At 55.3% G+C, this 19,308-nt stretch carries 16 protein-coding genes; 11 read left to right on the top strand and 5 right to left on the bottom strand.

What is annotated here, in order from left to right; translation table 11 throughout:
• From ACETWG_00115 to ACETWG_00100, 4 genes are all read right to left on the bottom strand, one after another.
• Window positions 1-565: YHS domain-containing protein (locus tag ACETWG_00115; protein MFB0514993.1), on the bottom strand; the 565-nt coding region annotated here is incomplete at its 3' end.
• Window positions 555-4,343 (bottom strand): efflux RND transporter permease subunit, encoded by a 3,789-nt coding sequence (locus ACETWG_00110; GenBank protein MFB0514992.1) that lies wholly within the window; start codon window positions 4,341-4,343, stop codon window positions 555-557. The genes ACETWG_00110 and ACETWG_00115, both read right to left, overlap by 11 nt.
• Window positions 4,336-6,408, bottom strand: coding sequence for an efflux RND transporter periplasmic adaptor subunit (locus tag ACETWG_00105; GenBank protein MFB0514991.1), 2,073 nt, complete (start codon window positions 6,406-6,408; stop codon window positions 4,336-4,338). The genes ACETWG_00110 and ACETWG_00105 overlap by 8 nt, the downstream gene beginning before the upstream one ends.
• Window positions 6,405-7,691 carry a TolC family protein gene (locus ACETWG_00100; protein ID MFB0514990.1) on the bottom strand — a complete coding sequence of 429 codons (1,287 nt, stop codon included), beginning with the start codon at window positions 7,689-7,691 and terminating at the stop codon, window positions 6,405-6,407. The genes ACETWG_00105 and ACETWG_00100 overlap by 4 nt, the downstream gene beginning before the upstream one ends.
• Window positions 7,692-7,985: 294 nt before the next feature.
• On the opposite strand from ACETWG_00100, the gene ACETWG_00095 reads away from it, so the two are divergent.
• The gene (locus tag ACETWG_00095) at window positions 7,986-8,315 is read left to right on the top strand and encodes a hypothetical protein (protein MFB0514989.1); all 330 of its coding nucleotides are present in this window, start codon (window positions 7,986-7,988) and stop codon (window positions 8,313-8,315) included.
• Here ACETWG_00095 and ACETWG_00090 read toward each other — a convergent pair.
• Window positions 8,293-8,580 (bottom strand): TMEM165/GDT1 family protein, encoded by a 288-nt coding sequence (locus ACETWG_00090; protein MFB0514988.1) that lies wholly within the window; start codon window positions 8,578-8,580, stop codon window positions 8,293-8,295. The genes ACETWG_00095 and ACETWG_00090 overlap by 23 nt on opposite strands.
• Window positions 8,581-8,801: 221 nt before the next feature.
• Here ACETWG_00090 and ACETWG_00085 point away from each other — a divergent pair, with 221 nt between their 5' ends.
• From ACETWG_00085 to ACETWG_00040, 10 genes are all read left to right on the top strand, one after another.
• Window positions 8,802-9,503 carry a tol-pal system YbgF family protein gene (locus tag ACETWG_00085; GenBank protein ID MFB0514987.1) on the top strand — a complete coding sequence of 234 codons (702 nt, stop codon included), beginning with the start codon at window positions 8,802-8,804 and terminating at the stop codon, window positions 9,501-9,503.
• 88 nt (window positions 9,504-9,591) lie between these two features.
• A complete protein-coding gene (gene rimP, locus ACETWG_00080; protein MFB0514986.1) occupies window positions 9,592-10,047 on the top strand; it encodes a ribosome maturation factor RimP in 456 nt (151 codons plus the stop codon).
• A gap of 16 nt (window positions 10,048-10,063) precedes the next feature.
• On the top strand, window positions 10,064-11,332 hold the full coding sequence (gene nusA, locus ACETWG_00075; protein MFB0514985.1) for a transcription termination factor NusA: 1,269 nt from the start codon (window positions 10,064-10,066) through the stop codon (window positions 11,330-11,332).
• A gap of 86 nt (window positions 11,333-11,418) precedes the next feature.
• A complete protein-coding gene (gene infB / locus ACETWG_00070; protein MFB0514984.1) occupies window positions 11,419-13,968 on the top strand; it encodes a translation initiation factor IF-2 in 2,550 nt (849 codons plus the stop codon).
• A gap of 34 nt (window positions 13,969-14,002) precedes the next feature.
• Window positions 14,003-14,341 carry a 30S ribosome-binding factor RbfA gene (gene rbfA, locus ACETWG_00065; protein ID MFB0514983.1) on the top strand — a complete coding sequence of 113 codons (339 nt, stop codon included), beginning with the start codon at window positions 14,003-14,005 and terminating at the stop codon, window positions 14,339-14,341.
• A complete protein-coding gene (truB, locus tag ACETWG_00060; protein MFB0514982.1) occupies window positions 14,338-15,000 on the top strand; it encodes a tRNA pseudouridine(55) synthase TruB in 663 nt (220 codons plus the stop codon). Before rbfA ends, truB begins: the two co-directional genes overlap by 4 nt.
• Entirely contained in the window at window positions 14,979-15,950 is a 972-nt protein-coding gene (locus ACETWG_00055; protein ID MFB0514981.1) for a bifunctional riboflavin kinase/FAD synthetase, read from the top strand. Before truB ends, ACETWG_00055 begins: the two co-directional genes overlap by 22 nt.
• Window positions 15,934-16,203: a 30S ribosomal protein S15 gene (rpsO, locus tag ACETWG_00050; GenBank protein ID MFB0514980.1), complete on the top strand. Its 270-nt coding sequence runs from the start codon at window positions 15,934-15,936 to the stop codon at window positions 16,201-16,203. Before ACETWG_00055 ends, rpsO begins: the two co-directional genes overlap by 17 nt.
• 42 nt (window positions 16,204-16,245) lie before the next feature.
• Window positions 16,246-18,453, top strand: a complete 2,208-nt coding sequence (gene pnp, locus ACETWG_00045) for a polyribonucleotide nucleotidyltransferase (GenBank protein MFB0514979.1) — start codon at window positions 16,246-16,248, stop codon at window positions 18,451-18,453.
• A 43-nt stretch (window positions 18,454-18,496) separates the two neighbouring features.
• Window positions 18,497-19,308, top strand: an 812-nt coding sequence (locus ACETWG_00040; GenBank protein MFB0514978.1) for an alanine dehydrogenase, incomplete at its 3' end; no start/stop codon positions are given.

Here is a 19,308-nt window from a genome sequence, read left to right as displayed (position 1 = left end):
GGTGCATCGGGCAGGTGTATTCGGCGGCCATCGCAGTGGTCATCGTTTCCGGCTCCAGGGCCATGCCGCATTTGGGGCAGGGTCCGGGCTGGGATTCCCGCACCTCCGGGTCCATCGGGCAGACATAGGCGATCCCTTCGTGAGTGTCCTCGGGATGGTGGCGGGCCCTTTCTGGCGTCCCGGTTAGGATACCGCCGGGATCGGCCTTGAATCTCCCGGCACAGTTGTTGGAGCAGAAATAGTAGGTGGTCCCTTCATATTCCACCTGGTCGGCAGCGCTGGCCGGGTCCACCATCATGCCGCAGACGGGATCGGTGTGCCCGGGTGCCTCACCGCTGGGATCAGGCATCTCCCGTTTAACTTCTTCAGTACCTGGACCGAAGATGGCAGGATATCTCTCAGCCGCCAGGGCTGCGAACCTGGCCGGATCGCTGGCGAATAGTTCCTGGCAGTGTCGGGAGCAAAAACCATACGTAGTGCCTTCCCATTCCTGAGTGCCGACGGCGGTCTCGGGAGTCACCGTCATCCCGCATATGGGATCATGGTAATGCTGCTCAATCATCATTCGCTGTCCTTTGATCTCTCGCTTTAGCGCTTAGCAGCCTTCGTTCCGCCCGGGCGGCATACAGAATTGGCACCACAAAGGTAGTCATAATTGCCAATACCATGCCGCCAAAAGATGGGATGGCCATCGGGACCATGATATCCGCTCCGCGGCCGGTGGAAGTCAGCACCGGCAGCAAGGCCAGGATCGTGGTGGCGGCGGTCATCATGGCCGGTCGGATGCGCCTGGCTCCGGCTTCTACCGTGGCCTCACGAATGGTGGTGACCGTATCCGGTTGGCGCCGGGAGAAGCTCTGCTCCAGGTAGGTGCTGATTATGACCCCGTTATCGCTGGCGATACCGAACAGGGCCAGGAAGCCCACCCACACAGCCACGCTCAGATTGATGGGGTGGACCTGGAACAGGTCGCGGAAATTGGCTCCAAACAGGCTGAAGTTCAGGAACCAGTCCTGACCGTATAGCCAGAGCATCAGGAATCCGCCGGACCAGGCCACGAAAATGCCCGAGAATACAATAAGGGTGGTGGAAACACGCCGAAACTGGAAATAAAGAATTAAAAAGATAATGAAGAACGCCAGCGGGAGGATCAGCCGCAGGCGCTGCGTAGAGCGGACCTGGTTCTCATAGCTGCCCGCAAAGGAGTAGCTGATCCCGGCAGGAAGGACGAAAGCGCCGTTCTCGATCTGGGACTGGAGATAGCGCTGGGCCTGCTCCACGACATCCACTTCAGCCCAGCCGTCCCGCTTATCAAATAGTACATAGCCTACCAAAAAGGTATCTTCACCCTTGATGACCTGGGGACCACGCACGTATCGGATATCCGCCAGCTGGATTAAGGGAATCTGGGTGCCATCCGGTGCGGGGACCAGGATAGTGCCCAGGGATTCGATATTATCCCGCAGTTCCCGCATATAGCGCACGCGCACCGGATACCGTTCCCGGCCTTCAACGGTGCTGGTGATGGTTTTCCCGCCGAGGGCCACCTCGATCACCTCCTGTACGCGGCCCAGGGGAATACCATAGCGGGCAATAGCCCGGCGGTCGATAGCGATTTCCAGGTACGGCTTGCCCACAATGCGGTCGGCGATAACAGTACCGGGTTGGACACCAGGGACCTCCTTGAGCAGCTGCTCCAGGCGCAGCCCTACCTGCTCGATCATCTCCAGGTCCGGGCCTTTTACCTTGATGCCCAGGGGCGCGCGCATGCCGCTCTGGAGCATGACGATCCGCGCCGCGATGGGTTGCAGACGCGGCGCTGAAGTGGTGCCTGGAATCCGGGCTACTTTAACCAGCTCGTCCCAGATATCGCTGGCCGACCGAATATGGGGTCGCCACTGCCGGAAGGGCCGCCCCCGCGGGTCGGGTACGAGCTCGCCGGAGCTATCCCGCAGGAATTGTCCCTCATCGTCAACTTTGAACGTGAGGCGGTTGCCAGCTTCATCTACGACATACTCCGGCTTGTAGTTCACCACCGTCTCGATCATGGAGATGGGGGCGGGGTCCAGGGGCGTATCAGCCCGGCCCAGCTTGCCCACTACCAGCTCCACTTCGGGCACCGAATACAGAGCCTTGTCCAGCTTTTCCAGGACGTCGATGGCCTCACCGATGCTGGCATGGGGCATGGTTGTCGGCATGTAGAGGTAGGAGCCCTCATCCAATGGTGGCATGAATTCCTTGCCCAAGCCCGGGAAGGCATGACGGGCGGCAGCGTAAGGGCGACTCTTTTTAACGATATCGGGCATAAAGCCGAACAGGGCATCGAAGCCCACCCATCCCATGAGTCCGATGATGACCAGGGCTACAGGACCGGCCATCGCCCACCCCTTATGATCCAGGGCCCAGCGAAGCGCGCGGGGATAGTGACGCGTAAACAGGATCAGTCCTCCCATGATCACGGCCAGCATCAAAGCCACGAGGAATACGTTGCGCAGGGTACCCTTGTCAATGCCCAGAGGAGCCCAGGTGCCCGCCAGGATAACGACCACGATGACGATGGCCAGCCAGTTGACCCCGCGGGGCACGTGACCACGCAGCTTCAAGGGTAGCAGCTCCCTGGCAAAATGGTAACCGCCTATGAGAGTAACCAGCAACCCGGCCCACCATGATACCGTGACCATTACCCCGATCCCGACCACGATCAGGCTGCCGTAAAGGATATGCTGGAGACGCTCCCTTTTGATGCGGCCGGCGTAGAGGATGTGTGCCATGGGCGGCAGGACGGTCAGGGCCAGCATCACCGCGGCGATCAGGGCGAAGGTCTTGGTGTAAGCCAGCGGTTTGAAGAGCTTTCCTTCAGCCGCCTCCATCGTGAACACCGGCAGGAAGCTGACCACGGTGGTGGAGACGGCCGTAAGGACGGCACCGCCCACTTCCGAAGCGGCGCGAAAGAGGAGCTCGAGTTTATCGTCACCTTCGCCCGCTTCATCCAGATGCCTGAGCATATTCTCCGAAACCACGATGCCCATGTCCACGATAGTACCGATGGCGATAGCGATACCTGACAGCGCCACAATATTGGCATCCACGCCAAACAGCTTCATGCCGACAAATACCATCAGTACCGTCAGGGGCAGCAGGCTGGTGATGAGTACTGAAGTCTTCAGGTGCATCACCATCAGCAGGATGACGATGATGGTAATGAGGATCTCGTCGCGCAAAGCGTGATTGAGGGTACCCAGGGTTTCGTGGATCAGGCCGGTGCGGTCGTAAAAGGGTACAATGGTGACCTGAGAGAGCCGGCCATCGGGTAGGGTCTTCTGCGGTAGACCACGGCTGAGCTCCTTGATCTTCTCCTTTACATTCTTAATAGTCGCCAGCGGATTCTCCCCATAGCGCACCACCACCACGCCGCCTACTGCTTCGGCCCCCTCCTTGTCCAGGGCGCCCCGGCGCAGGGCCGGCCCCAAAGTGACATTCGCCACGTCTTTGACATATAAGGGGACGTTATCGACTGCCTTCACGACCGTATAGTCGATATCCTCCAGGCTCTCGATAAAACCCAGCCCGCGGATAACGTACTCCACATTATTGACTTCGATGGTGCGGGCACCGGCATCGATATTGGCGTTGCGCACGGCGTTAACAATATCCGCTAACTGAACCCCATGCTGCCGCATAGCGACAGGGTCCACGTCGATCTGGTATTCTTTGATGAAGCCACCAATCGAGGCGACTTCGGCGACACCATCGGCAGACTGCAGGCCATAGCGGACGTACCAGTCCTGGATGGAGCGCAGCTCGTGGAGGTCCCAGCCGCCGGTGGGATTGCCGTCTGCATCCCGACCTTCCAAGGTATACCAGAATACCTGGCCCAAGGCCGTGGCGTCGGGACCAAGGGTAGGCTTGACACCCTGGGGGAGGGTACCAGCCGGCAGCGTGTTCAGTTTCTCGAGAATACGGCTGCGGGTCCAGTAGAACTCCGCCTTCTCCTTGAAAATGATGTAGATGCTGGAGAAGCCGAAAAAGGAGTATGACCGGACCGTCTTGACCTCCGGGATCCCGAGAAGGGCTACTGTCAGCGGGTAGGTGATCTGGTCTTCTACATCCTGTGGCGACTGGCCCATCCATTCGGTGAAGACGATCTGCTGGTTCTCGCCAATATCTGGTATTGCATCTACGGGGACCGGGGCCCGCGAAATGCCGGGAATTTCCCAGTCGAAGGGAGCCACCATGAGGCCCCAGGCCACCACCGCCACCAGCGCCAGCCCCACAACCAGCTTGTTTTCCAGACTGGCTTTGATAATGCGGTCAATAAGTGAAGTGCGTGTCGTCTCAACCATTAGGAGTAGGCCCCTCACTGGGTTCCTTTTCGAAGGTCTGCGCAGGAGGCATTACCGATCTCACCTCCCCACAACGGAGCATGCGGTTCCCAAAGTAAGGATTTTTTACTGCTTTATCCGTCTGGAGCCAGTGAGCACCGGTATTATCGAACGCCATTGGGCAGAAGAGTTCGTAGTAGGTCCGGTCATCGGCATGGCCGAAGTCCTTTTGTACGGCGATGATCACCAGGGAAACGCGGTCAAATCCGCTGCGAGCCGCTTCCGGAGAGCGCCAGTGGTGAACGTGCTCCATGGCAGTTAGCAGTTGTTCCTGGTGGTCTTGCCACACTTGCGCGGTAGGTCCCTTCAGGCCCGACAGCTCTGGTTGAATTGCCTGGGCTTCCTTCTTGAGCTGTACCAGGGCGTCGGTGGCCGCCTTTATCCGGTCATCAGCCAGGGCATCCTGGGCCTGAAAGTAAAGGTCGTAGACTTTCTGCAACGCTTCCAGGAAAGTGGCTTCTGCCTCCGGCTTAATCGGCTCGGTCTGGGTATCTTCTACTCTGGCATTGGGAGTCGACTCATGTTGTTTTCCCTCAACGGCGTGGTGTTCGTGGCCCGTCATGCTTATGCCACCTACGGGACTCATCATGCTGGGCTTGGCGGCGATCTGCATGGCACTGTCGATCTTGAAATTGCCGTTGACGACCACCTCTTCGCCTTCCTTCAGCCCTGACAGGACCAGGCAGCTGTCACCGGCACGGGCGCCCAGCCTCACCTCCCGACCCTCGAAAGTGGGTTCATCGATATCAGGCTTTTTAACGTAGACCACGGCCCGCTTGCCAGTGAGCAGCACTGCACTGGCGGGAACTAGCAAGGGAAGCTGCTCGCTGGCTGGGATATTAACGATGCCCAGGTCTTCTGCTCGGACCAGGTCCATGCCGCAAATGTCACACTGGCCAGGATGGTCCTTCACGATCTCCGGGTGCATCGGACTGACCCATTTGCCCGCCATATCGGCATTGATAACCCGGCCTTCCGCGTCCAGGACCGAGTGCACCGTAGCCCGCACGAACATACCCGGCTTGAGCACGCCAGTGGGATTAGACTGGCTGAGGCGTACCTTTACGGCCCGGGTTTTGGTGTCCAGGACCGGATCGATAAAGGCGACCCGCCCTCGAAATGTCTGGCCGGGCAGTGCCTCAACGGTGAAATCCACCTCCTGCCCATAATGGAGCCAGGGGAGGTCTGATTCATAGGCCTCCAGGATCACCCAGACGCGGCTCAGATCGGCAATAGAATAGATTCTCGTGCCGGTCGAAACATACATTCCCTCGACAGCGTCCTTGTGAATCACTATTCCCGACATCGGGCTGTAGATCGTCAGCCGGTCGGACGGAGTGCTGCGCTGCTCTATCTGCTTGATCTGATTTTCGGTAATGCCCAGCAACCTCAGTTTCTCGCGGGCGGCTTGAACGATGGCCTGAGCCGGGGCCCGGCCAGGGGCTTGATCACCTGCCGGGACTCGCTGAAGGGCCTGAATGAGCTCCTCCTGGGCCGCGTAGAGCTCAGGACTGTAGAGTTCCACCAGGTGGTCACCTTTTTTGACCGTGATGCCGGTATAATCCACAAATAGCCGTTCCAATCGGCCGGGCACCCAGGCAGTTATATTAGCCAATAAGGTCTCATCGTAGTCCACCTTGCCGGCGAGGCGTACTTCCCGCTCGGCCACCGCCCGGTGCACTCGTTGAGTGGTGATCCCGGCCAGCGCTATAGCGTTCTCAGACATCCGGAGCTCCCGCGGAGCTGCTTCACTGCCTGTGTTCGCAACCGGGATGAGATCCATAAAGCAAATGGGGCACTGGCCCGGCTCCGGCAGCTGCACCTGGGGATGCATAGAGCACGTCCACCAGCGAACCTCACCATGAGTGGCAGCGGCTACTACTATCTGTCCGTGCTCGTGCTCCTCCCTTCCAGGGCCGGTGATGAGCAGTCCCAGGATGAAAGCCAATCCGACTATAATCCAGACCCGGTAGGGAAGAATTCTAAACCAGTTAATCAAACGGTTGAAATAGTCCTTCGTTTTCATTTCAAGTTCTCCTCCATAAACGGGGTATTCACCGGGTATCTGCCGAGCAGGGCAAAAAGCTGCGCTCGCTGGCGGGCTTGGTCAGCCAACGATTCTTGGTATGAGAGTTGATAATCCAGGAGTACCCGCTGTGATTCTATGAGGGTTAAGAAATCCACCTTATTGCTGATATAGGCGGCCTCAGTGGTAAGCATGGCTTGTCCGGCCCGCGGAATGAGGGCCTCTTGATACAATCTGACCCTCCGGGCCGCATCCTGCAGTTCGTAGCGCACGAGCTCCAGGCCGGACAGCAGCCGGTTTTCAATATGGGCCGTGGTCAATTCCGCCGACCTCTGTTCTGCTCGCGCCGATTGTTCGAGAGCTCGGTATTTTTTCCACCGGATAGGGATAGAGAGACCGACACTGAACATAACCGGATCCCTGCCATTCTGGGGATCATCGCCCAGCATGGGATTCTCACCAGTGAAAATGACCTGACCACCTGCCGTCAGGTCGGGCAGGTAATTCAATCGCTCCCGGCTGACAGTCTGTCTGGCGGCCGCCTGGAGAGCCCTGCTTGCAAGCAGCTCGGGATTGTGCTGTAATAGCTCGCTTAGCAAGCTGTCCAGTGATGCCGGAGCATCAAATCGCGGAATCGGCACCTCTCTGATGACGTCGGGCGTGAGTGGGATTCCAACCGCCGCCGAGAGCCGTTGGAGATGTGGTCGTTGGCGCTGTCGGAGGGATTCAATCCGATCTTCCAGACTCAAGACTTCCACCTGGGCCTTGATAACGTCGGGATGTCCGGCCTGGGCGGTGGTGTATTTCGCGAGAACAACCTGCTCCCAATTACGCAGCAGCTCTACACTCTGCTGTGTGATCTGAATGGCCCGCAGAAGGAAGAGATAATCCCAGTAAGCGGCCTCGATCTCAGCGGCAACTCGTTGAACGGTGGCGGCGTACTGGTGGTATGCGGCTTGGCCCCTGCTTTCAGCAATGCGCCCCTCGAGCCTGAGTTTACCAAACCAGGGCAAGCGTTGCGATAGGCCGGCAGCCCCTCGCTGGGGACCGACCCGGGTCTCAACACTCTGAAGGTAGTGGGTGTACTGAACTGATGGCTCCGGCAATGCGCGTCGGGCAGGGACTTGCTTCCGGACGGCTTCCCATCGAGCGAAAGCCGCCCGCACTTCCGGATTGGCGACCAGCCCGTCGGCAACGAGCGCATCTATCGATTCATAGACCTGCCGGGTGGTATTTGAAGACTGTCCCTGGATCAATGCCGAGGGAATTATGGTCGCTGCCAATAGCGCCAGTCCCGCCGTTCGGATTACGCGCGGCCTTGCAGGCCTTACACGTGAGAACTGTAGCTCGTAAAGGAGCTGTGAAACCAGTTTCGAAATCATGATACCTCGTCATTTCTGATAATGAAAAAATGTTGCTGGGCATCCGATCCACAACGGACGAACGCCTCCAAAAGTGAAAGGATGAGGTGAGTCTAAATCAGCAGGGGCGGCAATAGGAATGGTGGACAAAGTGGGATGGACTGTCCTTGATTGGTTGGGGATGCAAATTGAATGTCCAGGGAAAGAGTATTGACAATGACCGCCTTTATCGGGTGGACCTTAGAAAAGGAGTGCTGGGTGGTTACGGCGGGAATGGGATGGATGGTACCACCGGTTCGCATTCCAGGGCAGCCGTCCATTGTATCATCAATTAAGCAGCTGCTTTCCGGCGGAGTACAACAGGTTCCCTCGCAGGCCATGACACCGGCGGGCCAGAATGGGACGCCAAAAGAAACCGTCCAGAGAATCAGGACAAGTATGCTGGGTACTTTCATTACTTCAGAAAAAACTATTAGTTGGTTGAAACCCATGACCAAGCAAAAAGTTCCCGGCTTCCGGCTGCTCAGACGGATTGTCCCGCTCTGAATATGGAGATTATCATCAGCACACCGATGAGGATGAAACCTACCCCGGCTACACCCGCCAGTATTTTGGGATTAATCCAATGCGAGAGGCGATCCCCGATCACGGTGGCGATGACGGTGGTCGTTACCAGGGCCAGGGAGGCCGCAGCGGCCACGCCGATTTTGGAGACTTCAGGCCGGGTGGCAAAAAGCAAGACAGCAAGCTGGGTCTTATCGCCGAGCTCTGCCAGGAAAACAGTCAGGAAAATGGTAATTAGATAGCGCATTGTGCGTAGGTCCTTTCTTGAAAAACCGGGCTAATTTCCTTTCGATCAGGATAAGCCAACAAGTCAATCTTATTAAAGGTCGAAGAACTTAGCATTTTCAGGATTCGCTGGTCAGGGCTTTTGTTTGAGTTTTTGTGTGGTAAACCTGTAGTCAATAGGGTGAGAAACCCCTAATTTTATCAGTTATTTAATGATGAGGAAGTGACAATCCAGGAAGAGAGATGCTCAAACCTCGCAAGAAAATAACCCGCAAGGAGCTCAAGCGCGATCCCCTGATGGAGGCGTTGTATCGCTTGCGCCACTGGTGGTTGGTTCACAATAAGCGTGTGTCTCGATATGGCGGAATCGCTTTGGTGGTGCTGGTTTTGGTAGTCCTGGTGACTCGCTGGCGGGCATCCCAGAACGAGAAGGCTGCCGCAGCTGTAGGTATAGCATTTGTCGAGTTCAGTCAGGGCAACTATAACACCGTTATCTCCCAGCTCAGCGCTTATGTGGACGAATATAGCGGTTTGAAGTCTTTCGGCAACGGCCTCTATTTACTGGCCCGTTCAGAACTTTTTATGGGAGACACTACTGGTGCCGAGGAACATTACCGCCGTTATTTAGATGATTACGGGAAGGACCCACTCCTGAAGGCAGGCGCTCAAGCCGGGCTCGGGATAATCGCCGAGGGGCAAAAGCGCCATGCTGAGGCGGCGGAGAGCTTTAAACAGGCCAGCAAGTCAGCACCCACTGCCTCTCTCAAACACCAGTACGCCATTTACGCCGGTCGAAATTACCTTCTGGCCCAGCAACCTGAAGAAGCACTGAAGCTTCTCCAGCCGTTCCTTGATAATAATGAGCTGGATTTCCAAACCCGTAACGAGATACAAATATTAGTGACTTCTGCCGAGGCTATGGGGGAATTGAGGCAGGGTGTATAACTCCTTGCTGGCTGGTTGCTGAATATGTAACTTTATATTTGGAAAGTGGGTCGGGCGACCCACTTTCTTTGTTTAGGTATGTTGGTAAATGCCTGCTTTTTTTGAATATCTATCCGCTTTAGCCTTGGGGCCGGAAGTCCACGTTCTTGACGCTTCGGTGAGTAAGGGAGGCCGACAGCCCCTGGTCAGAGTAGTGGTGGATACGCCGGCAGGTATTACCATTGATGAGATTGCGGAGATATCGCAGTTAGTACGCAGAGATCCGGGCGTGGCAAAGCAGGTTGGAACTACTGACTTCCGCCTGGAGGTGACTTCGCCCGGGGTGAAAGCTGGACTGACTGAGCCGTGGCAGTATCCGCGGCATGTAGGACGCCGGCTGATAGTCCGGCTCCATCCACCGATAGGAGAAGATGAGAGCGCAACAAACATTGAGGGGCAATTGCTCAGGACGGGTCCGAAGGGCATTGTCCTGGAGCGGTCCGAAGGTGAAGAAGAAATCGCCTGGGAGCGGATTCAACAGGCTGTGGTGCAATTGAAATGGTAACCAGGGAGAATACTCTTTGATCCAGCAGGAAATCATCGAATCATTTTCCACTATCGCCCGGGAAAAGAATATCGATCGGACGCATCTGGGCTCCATTATGGAGGAGCTCTTCATGACGCTCATACAGAAGAAGTACGGGGAAGAATACACCAACTTCAGCGTCATCGTGAATATGGACAAGGGAACGATTGAGATTTATCAAGAAAAGACGGTAGTGGATGAGGTGACGAATCCGGTTACTGAGATCAGCCTTGAAGATGCGCGGCGGGTGGAGCGGGACCTTGAGGTGGGGGATCCCTTTATCGAGATCATTGATCCCACCGACTTTGGCCGCCGAATGGTTTCCACTGCCAAGCAGTTCCTCAGTCAGAGGATCAGGGAGATCGAAAAGCAATCGGTATATGACGAATACATTCAGTTGTTGGGGACCATCGCCACTGGCGACATTCACCAGGTACGGCGGGATAATGTGTATGTCAACATCGACAAGGTGGAGCTTCGTTTGCCCAAGTTCGAGCAGATTCCCAGTGAGCGGTATCGCCGGGGGAGCACTATCCGGGCGCTGGTGAAGTCGGTGGAAATGACGACCAAGGGCCCCGACATTGTGGTATCGCGGGCGGATAACAATTTCCTGATCCGTTTGTTTGAGATGGAAGTTCCCGAGATCGAGGATGGCATTATTGAGATTAAAAGCGTGGCACGTGCCCCGGGGGATCGCAGCAAGATCATTGTCTACTCCCACGATCGGCGCATCGACGCGGTGGGAGCCTGTGTGGGGATGCGCGGGAGCCGCATTCAGTCGATTGTCCGGGAGTTAAATGGGGAAAAAATCGACATCATCAACTGGAGCGAGCAACCGGAGATCCTGGTATCACGGTCGCTCTCACCCGCCAAACCGGTGAATCTCCTGATCATGGAAGATCGACCTTACATCATGGCTGTTTTCCATGATGATGAACTACCGACTGCAATCGGTAAGAATGGTCAGAATATCGTCCTGGCCTCCAAAGTAACCGGCTATACCATCGATGCGGTCAAACAATCGGAGTATGAGGGGCCAAAGCGCCGCACCATCTATCTTGATGAGCTGGATGGGTTGAGCAAGAGTCAGGTGGAGGTGCTGGCCCAAGTGGATATCCATACTGCTGCTGAATTCCTCGAGAGTCCAGCAAATGATATTCTCGCCCTCAGAGGCTTTGGCCCAAAAACCTATGAAAAAATCCATACCATTGTGTCGCAGGCAGTAGCAACATTAGAGGATGTTGGCAATAGAGTCGTCCAATAGAGATTGGCACCCGTCTTTCCAGAAGATATCAACAAGGAAGTCGTTAGCTAGAAGCAACTGGTGGGCTTAAGACGAAACGTCACTAGATGACCGAACAGATCGTTAAGAAACAACGTATTTTCCAGATAGCCAAGGAGCTCAATATCTCCCACACAGAGATCATTGACTTCCTGCAGCGGGAGGGTGTTGAGGTTTCCAGCCACATGTCACCGGTGGAGCCGGAGCTATACGAACGTATCCTGGATGAATTTGCTAAGGAAAAGGTTATCGTTGACCGGCACCGTAAGGAGATGGCTCGCCGCGATATAGAGCGTGCCCGCCGAAAAGCCGCTAGCACTCGGGCTCATTTTGATCACATCCTGACTGTCGAAGAGCAGCGTAAAATCGAAGAGGCGGAACGGGTTAAGCAGATCCAGTTAGAAGAAGAAAAACTACGGCAGGAGAAAGAGACTAAGCGCAAAAAGGAAGAGGAACTCAAACAGCTAGCTCTTGAGGAGCTGAAGAAGCGCAAAGAGAAGAAAGAAGCAGCTAAGAAGCAGCTAGAACAAGCGGTCGCTGCCAAAGAAACGATTCGTGTTGAGAAAGGTACGGAGCCTAGGGCCAAGAAAGTAGCGAAGAAGCCTCCCACACCAGAGAGGCCGAAGTCCAAGCTCAAGCGCATCGATATCAAGGAGATCGAAGGCAAGATTGCCCAAGGGCGCAAGAAGCCTGTAGCCAGGAGGGAGAGGGAGGAAGTTGAAGCGGCCAGGTCGAAATCGGTAGAACAAACCCTTCGCCAGACCTTGGCGAGTATGGCCACTCGGGAACGCAAGCGCAAGCCTCATCGTCGGGAGAAGGTGGAGGCGGAAGAAGTGGCTGCGCCTGAAGAAATCCGGCCTAAGATCAAGATCCATGAATTCATGTCTGTCGGGGAGCTGGCTGCCGCCATGGACGTTACCCCTATGAACGTTATCAGCGGCTGCATGCAACTGGGCATCATGGCCACCATCAATCAGCGCCTTGATCTGGAAACCCTTTCCGTGCTGGCCGAGGAGTTTGGTTTTGACATCGATGAGGAAGATGTACTCAATGATGAGGCTATTCTCCAGAGGATGGCGGCCAGGGCCGGTAGGGCAGAGAGTGTGTCCCGGCCACCGGTGGTTACGGTGATGGGTCATGTGGACCATGGTAAGACGTCCCTGCTGGATTATATCCGCCGGACGAACGTAGTAGTAGGTGAATCGGGCGGCATAACCCAGCATATCGGCGCCTATAGCGTAGCCCTTACTCAGAGTCAGAAAATCACATTTCTCGATACCCCTGGCCATGAAGCCTTTACGGCCATGCGGGCCCGCGGGGCCCAGGTTACGGATATCGTGGTCCTGGTAGTGGCAGCCGATGATGCTGTTATGCCCCAAACGATAGAGGCCATTAACCACGCCAGGGCTGCGGCGGTGCATATTGTCGTGGCCATCAACAAGATTGATAAGCCCGAGGCAGATCCCGAGCGCGTCAAACGAGAGCTGGCGGAACAGGAAGTGTTAGTGGAAGACTGGGGCGGTAAAGTCCAGAGTGCCGAAATATCCGCCAAGCATGGTGACGGCATAGAAGATCTTCTGGACAAGATCCTATTAGAGGCGGAGATTCTGGATATAAAGGCGGTCAGAGATTCACCGGCCGTCGGTACTATCATTGAATCCAAGCTGGATAAGGGTCTCGGTCCTGTTGCCACTGTGCTGGTGCAGAGAGGCACATTGAAGCAGGGTGATACCTTCCTGTGTGGTAGTCAAATCGGCCGTGTAAGGGCCATGCAGGATGAACATGGGTCCCGAATAAAGACCGCCTTTCCAGCTGATCCAGTACAGATTCAAGGATTCGAGAACGTTCCACAGGCTGGGGACAGGTTTATCGTCTTTGAAGACGAGCGCGAAGCCAAACGCATCGGCACCGAGCGTTCGCGAGTACGACGGGAGATAGAATATCGCCAGAAGAGAGTCCGGACGCTGGATGAGATTTCCCGAAAGATTCGAGAAGGCGAGGTCAAGCAGCTGTGCATCCTGCTTAAGGCGGATGTGGACGGTTCGATGGAAGCCCTTTCAGATTCGCTCCAAGAACTCGCTACCGAAGAAGTGGCCGTGGACATCATTCACCGCGCTGTAGGTATGGTGAGTGAGAATGACGTCTTACTGGCTTTGGCCTCGAATGCCGTGATCATTGCCTTCAGGGTGAATACTTCTTCCGGTGCCAAAATACTGGCGAAAAAGGATAACGTAGAGATTCGCAATTACGATGTAATCTATGACGCGGTAAATGAGGTAAAGCTGGCTCTTGAAGGACTCCTCGAACCTGAGAAAGTTGAGTCCCCGCTGGGATTAGCCGAGGTGCGTGTCACCTTCCGCATCACAGGTATCGGCACCATCGCCGGCTGCTACTTGAAAGAGGGCAAGGCGGTGCGGAACGCTTACCTGCGGATAAAACGGGATGGCAAGTTGCTCCATGAAGGTCAGGTCACTTCTCTAAAGCGCTTCAAGGACGATGTGAAAGAAGTGCAGGAAGGATATGAATGCGGCATTGGCGTTGAAGGATTCGCTGATTTCAAGGAAGGGGATGTCCTGGAAATCTTTGAAGTGAAGGAAGTAAAGCGAACCCTTGCTTGATTCCCTCCATACCACGGTTCTCCGGTCACTTAGGATGGCCGAGGAGGTGCAAAGTATCCTAGGCGAGGTCTTTCTCACCAAAATTAAGATTCCCACTGCCGGGATGATCACCGTCATGCATGTGGATATCACCAAGGACCTGCGCATCGCTAAAGTTTACCTGAGCCTCTTAAACCCCAGCGCTCCTAGGGATAAAGTCCTCCAGGATCTCCTTCGTCGCAAGAAAGAAATCCGGTATCATCTGGGGACCGAACTACGGGCAAAGTATGTACCGGAGCTGCGATTTTTCCTGGATGAATCGGTGGAGCGTTCTGCCCGAATTACTACCCTGTTAGAAGAGCTTCACCGGGACGATCCGGCTGCCAAACGGTGATAGACCTTGTCCAACCATTCTGGAAGCCCAGAGATTGGACCTCCTTCGACGTGGTTAAGAAAGTGCGATCGGCGATCAAAGTGAGGAAAGTGGGGCACACTGGTACCTTGGATCCCTTTGCCGAAGGAGTGCTGGTGCTCTGTCTGGGCGCAGCCACCAAGCGGATCTCCCAGCTTATGGACCTGGAGAAAGAGTATCGTGCCGACGTGAAGCTCGGGGTAACAACCGATACGCTGGATCCCACCGGGACGGTGACTGACACCGTAACGGTACCACCGCTGACGCGCGATGATATCGCAGCGGTTTTAAGCCGTTTCGTGGGTCCCATTAACCAGGTTCCGCCAATGTTCTCAGCCGTAAAAGTGAACGGGGAACGGCTCTATAAACTGGCACGGGCGGGGAAAACGGTGTTGCGGCAGCCCCGCTCAGTTCACATATACCGCCTGGACCTGGTATCTTGGCTTCCTCCCGACGAGCTGGTATTGCGAGTGATCTGTGGCAAGGGAACTTATATTCGCTCGCTGGCGTCGGATTTAGCGCAGGCACTGAATACGGTGGGTTACTTAACCAGCCTGGAACGGACCAGAGTAGGTCCCTACGGACGGGCCGATGCGGTCAGAATGGAGCAACTGGCTTCGTGGACACCTACTATCGCCTAGAAGACCTACCACCCGTAAGCAATTCGGCCTTGACCTTAGGCACCTTCGATGGCCTGCACCGGGGTCATCTGGCCGTTATTGAGCGGTTAATGGAGGTCTCCAGAGAGCGAAAAGTACCTGCTGTCGTCCTGACCTTTGATCCTTATCCCCAGCACATCCTGGCGCCACCGAGCATGCCCAAAAAGGAACTGATTATTACTTTGGACAAGAAGCTTGCCCTGCTGGAAAAGGCCGGCGTTGACCTGAGCCTAGTGCTGAAGTTTGATCTGCAATTCAGTCGTATCACAGCCCGTGATTTTTTAGAGAAAATCGTTGTAGATCAATTCCACCCTTCGCACATCGTTGTTGGCTATGACCACCATTTTGGTTATCAGCGGCAAGGAGATGCCCGGTTCCTGCAAGAGCACGCTTCCACCTTTGGATATGAGGTAGACTTGGTGGAGGTAGTAACATCTTCCGGTTCAACCATCAGCAGCTCCAACATCCGACAGCTGCTGCGCGAAGGACGCTGCGAAGAAGCCGAACAGCTATTAGGTCGGCTCTATGAAATCCCCGGCCGGATTACCCCCGGCATTGGACGGGGACAGGAACTGGATTATCCCACTGCCAACCTAACCCCCGACGAACCTAACCAACTCATTCCAAAGGGGGGAGTGTATATCGTATCGGCTGACATCAACCGACGGACAACTTTTGGTATGTGCAATGTGGGTTATAGGCCAACGTTTGATGGTAGAGCATTAACCATCGAGGCCCATTTCGTCAATCCCCCGGAGGAGAACTTGTACGACCTGCGAGTGACATTTCGTTTCCATCATCGAATTCGTGATGAGTACAAATTCGATAGTCGGGAGGAGCTACGGGTCCAGCTGAATCAGGATAAGCAAATTACGCTGAAATGGATTGCTGAATATCAAGGAGGAAAGCAGATACATGCCTCTGTCTCGTGAAAGGAAAGCGGAGTTGATTAATAAATTTGGCAAGAATGCTTCTGATACCGGTTTGCCCGAAGTACAGATCGCGCTTTTAAGCGAGCAGATTCGGGATCTGACGGAGCATACCAAAGTCCAGGTAAAAGATCACCACAGCCGTCGCGGCTTGATCAAAATGGTGGGTCAGCGACGGCGGCTATTGAAATATCTACGGCGGACTAACCTGGAGAGCTATACCAAGCTGATCAAAGAGCTCGGTCTACGCCAGTGAGTACGACCGAAAGTAAGAACGTAATCAAGCGAGAAGAAAATCATGATCGTTAAGACATTAGAATTAGCCGGTCGGACACTTACCATTGAGACCGGCCACATGGCCAAGCAGGCTGATGGGGCCGTCCTGGTGGGCTACGCCGATACGGTTGCCCTTGCCACTGTGGTAGCTACCCATGAGGAAGTACCTGACCGAGGGTTTTTCCCCTTGTCGGTCGAGTATCGTGAAAAAACATATGCTGCCGGACGAATCCCCGGCGGCTTCTTTAAACGGGAGGGTCGTCCCTCCGAGAAGGAGGTCCTGGGTGCCCGGTTGACTGACCGGCCCATTCGGCCTCTCTTCCCGGATGGTTTCCGGAACGAGACGCAGGTCATAATAACCGTCCTTTCCGCTGACGCCGAGAATTCCCCGGATATCCTCGGGATCATTGGCGCATCGGCGGCCCTGAGCATCTCTGATATTCCCTGGAACGGCCCCGTGGCCGGCGTGCGCATCGGCATGATAGATGGCAAAATGTGCCTCAACCCAACCAACACCGAGCTGGAATCGAGCCCCTTGGACATCGTGGTGGTGGGGAAGAAAGATGCCATCATCATGGTTGAGGGTGAATCTGACCAGATTACCGAATCGCAGCTGATCACGGCTATACAGTACGCTCAGGAGGCCATCAAGGATATTATTGAGCTCCAGGAAGAGCTTGTGGGCGAAGTGGGGAAGCCAAAACGGTTATTCACTGTGCCTGAACCCGACGAAGAGCTCCTTAAAGCGGTGGATGCCCTGGTACAGCCGCGTTTGGACGACCTCAATAGCCCCAAGAGCAAGCAGACCAGGTTTGGGGATATCGATAACTTCATTAACGAGGTACAGGAACAACTGGCAGAGCAGTTCCCCGAGCAGGAGCAGGCCATTCACGAGCGTATTTCGGAGTTGATTGGTGATGATCTGCGTCAGAAGACCTTGAATGGTGTTCGTGCCGATGGCCGCGCACCCGATGAGATCCGTCCCATAACGGTTGAAACTCAAGTGTTGCCTCGCACCCATGGCTCGGCTTTGTTCACCCGGGGTGAAACCCAGGCCCTGGCCATTACCACCCTGGGCACCAAAAAGGACGAGCAGCTGATAGACGATATTGAGGGGATCTATTATAAAAGCCACATGCTTCACTACAACTTCCCACCCTTTTCCGTCGGTGAGGTAAGGCCTATGCGGGGCACGAGTCGCCGGGAAATTGGACACGGTAGTCTGGCCGAGCGGGCCTTGCAACAGGTCTTGCCCAAATTTGAGGAATTCCCCTACACGGTGCGTCTCGTTTCAGAAATCCTGGAGTCCAACGGGAGCTCTTCCATGGCGACGGTTTGTGCCTCGTGTATGGCCCTCATGGACGCCGGTGTGCCCATCACGGCCCCCGTTGCCGGCATTGCTATGGGTCTCGTAATGGAATCGGACCGCTACGTGATCCTGTCGGATATTCTGGGTACTGAAGACCACCTCGGGGATATGGATCTCAAGGTGGCCGGTACCCGCGAAGGAATCAATTCCATTCAGATGGACCTTAAACGGGAGGGGATTTCCATTGAGATTATGCGTGAGGCGTTAGAGCAAGCTCGGGAAAGCCGGCTCCATGTCCTGGACAAGATGATGGAGGTCCTGGAAGCACCGCGTCCTAAAATCAGCGATTTCGCCCCCCGTATTTTCCTGCTCACTATTGATCCTGAGAAGATCGGGGATCTTATCGGCCCCGGTGGTCGGGTTGTGAAGTCTATTACTCGGGAGACGGGCTGTAACGTTGATGTAGATGATGACGGTACGGTAGTTATAAGTGGCACTAGCAGGGATAATATGGATGACGCTATCCGGATGGTGAAGCTGATAATCAGTGAACCCGAGGTGGGCTCTACCTATCACGGTACTATCCGGCGTGTTATGGACTTCGGGGCCTTCGTGGAGATCGCCCCCGGCAAGGAAGGCCTCATCCACATCTCCGAGATTGATTGGAATCGGGTCCATAAAGTGGAGGACGTTTTAAAAATCGGCGATGAAGTAGACGTTAAGCTGATCAAGATTGACGAGCTTGGCCGGCTGGACTTCAGCCGTAAGGTGTTGCTTGAAAAGCCCGCTGGTTGGACCGAACCTGTTCGCCGTGAACACCATACGGGAAACGGCGGTGGACGGAGACGGCCACGTCGCTCCGGCAACACTAGTCGAAGCGGTCGCCGTCCAAACCGCCCGCCTCGAGGGACACGCCCTTAGTTTAGCTCGCCCGTAACTCCCTTCCACCCATAGGAAGTCGCATATGGTTATCGGTGTACCTAAGGAAATCAAGACCCAAGAGAACCGTATTGCCATGACCCCCTTCGGGGTTGAACACCTCACCAGTATGGGTCACAGGGTTTTGCTTGAGCATAAAGGTGGCTTGGGATGTGGCTTTTTCGATGATGATTATAAAAGGGCGGGCGCTGAGATTATCGCCTCTCCAGAGGAGATCTTCCGCCACTCGGAGTTGATCGTCAAGGTAAAGGAGCCGCAGTCCCAGGAGCTGGACATGATCCTGGAAAATCAGGTGATATTCACGTATTTCCATTTTGCGGCTAATCGCGAACTTACTGAGCGGTTTCGCGATACGGGCGCCACTGCGATAGCTTATGAGACCGTACAGACGAGTAATGGCGAGTTGCCCTTGCTCGTACCCATGTCGGAAGTGGCCGGTCGTATGGCCATCCAGGAGGGGGCCCGGATGCTGGAGATGAGCAATGGTGGTCGCGGTGTATTGCTTGGAGGTGTCCCTGGTGTTGAGCCGGCCACGGTGACCATTATCGGCGGCGGGGTAGTGGGCCTCAACGCTGCCAAAATCGCCGCCGGCATGGGAGCCAACGTCTACATTCTGGACATGGACGTAAACCGATTGCGGTATCTGGACGATGTCATGCCCAGAAACGTGACCACGCTTTATTCAGATCCGGTTACTCTGCGCGAGCTGCTCCCCCGGACTGATCTGCTGATAGGCGCTGTTCTGGTGGTGGGAGCCAAGGCACCCAAGCTGGTTACCAGGGATATGCTCAAACTCATGCAGCAGGGATCGGTAATTGTTGATGTAGCTGTAGACCA

The sequence above is a fragment of the Candidatus Neomarinimicrobiota bacterium genome (assembly GCA_041862535.1).
Taxonomy (GTDB): Bacteria; Fidelibacterota; Marinisomatia; order SCGC-AAA003-L08; family TS1B11.
This window is presented reverse-complemented; position numbering and strand designations above follow the sequence as displayed.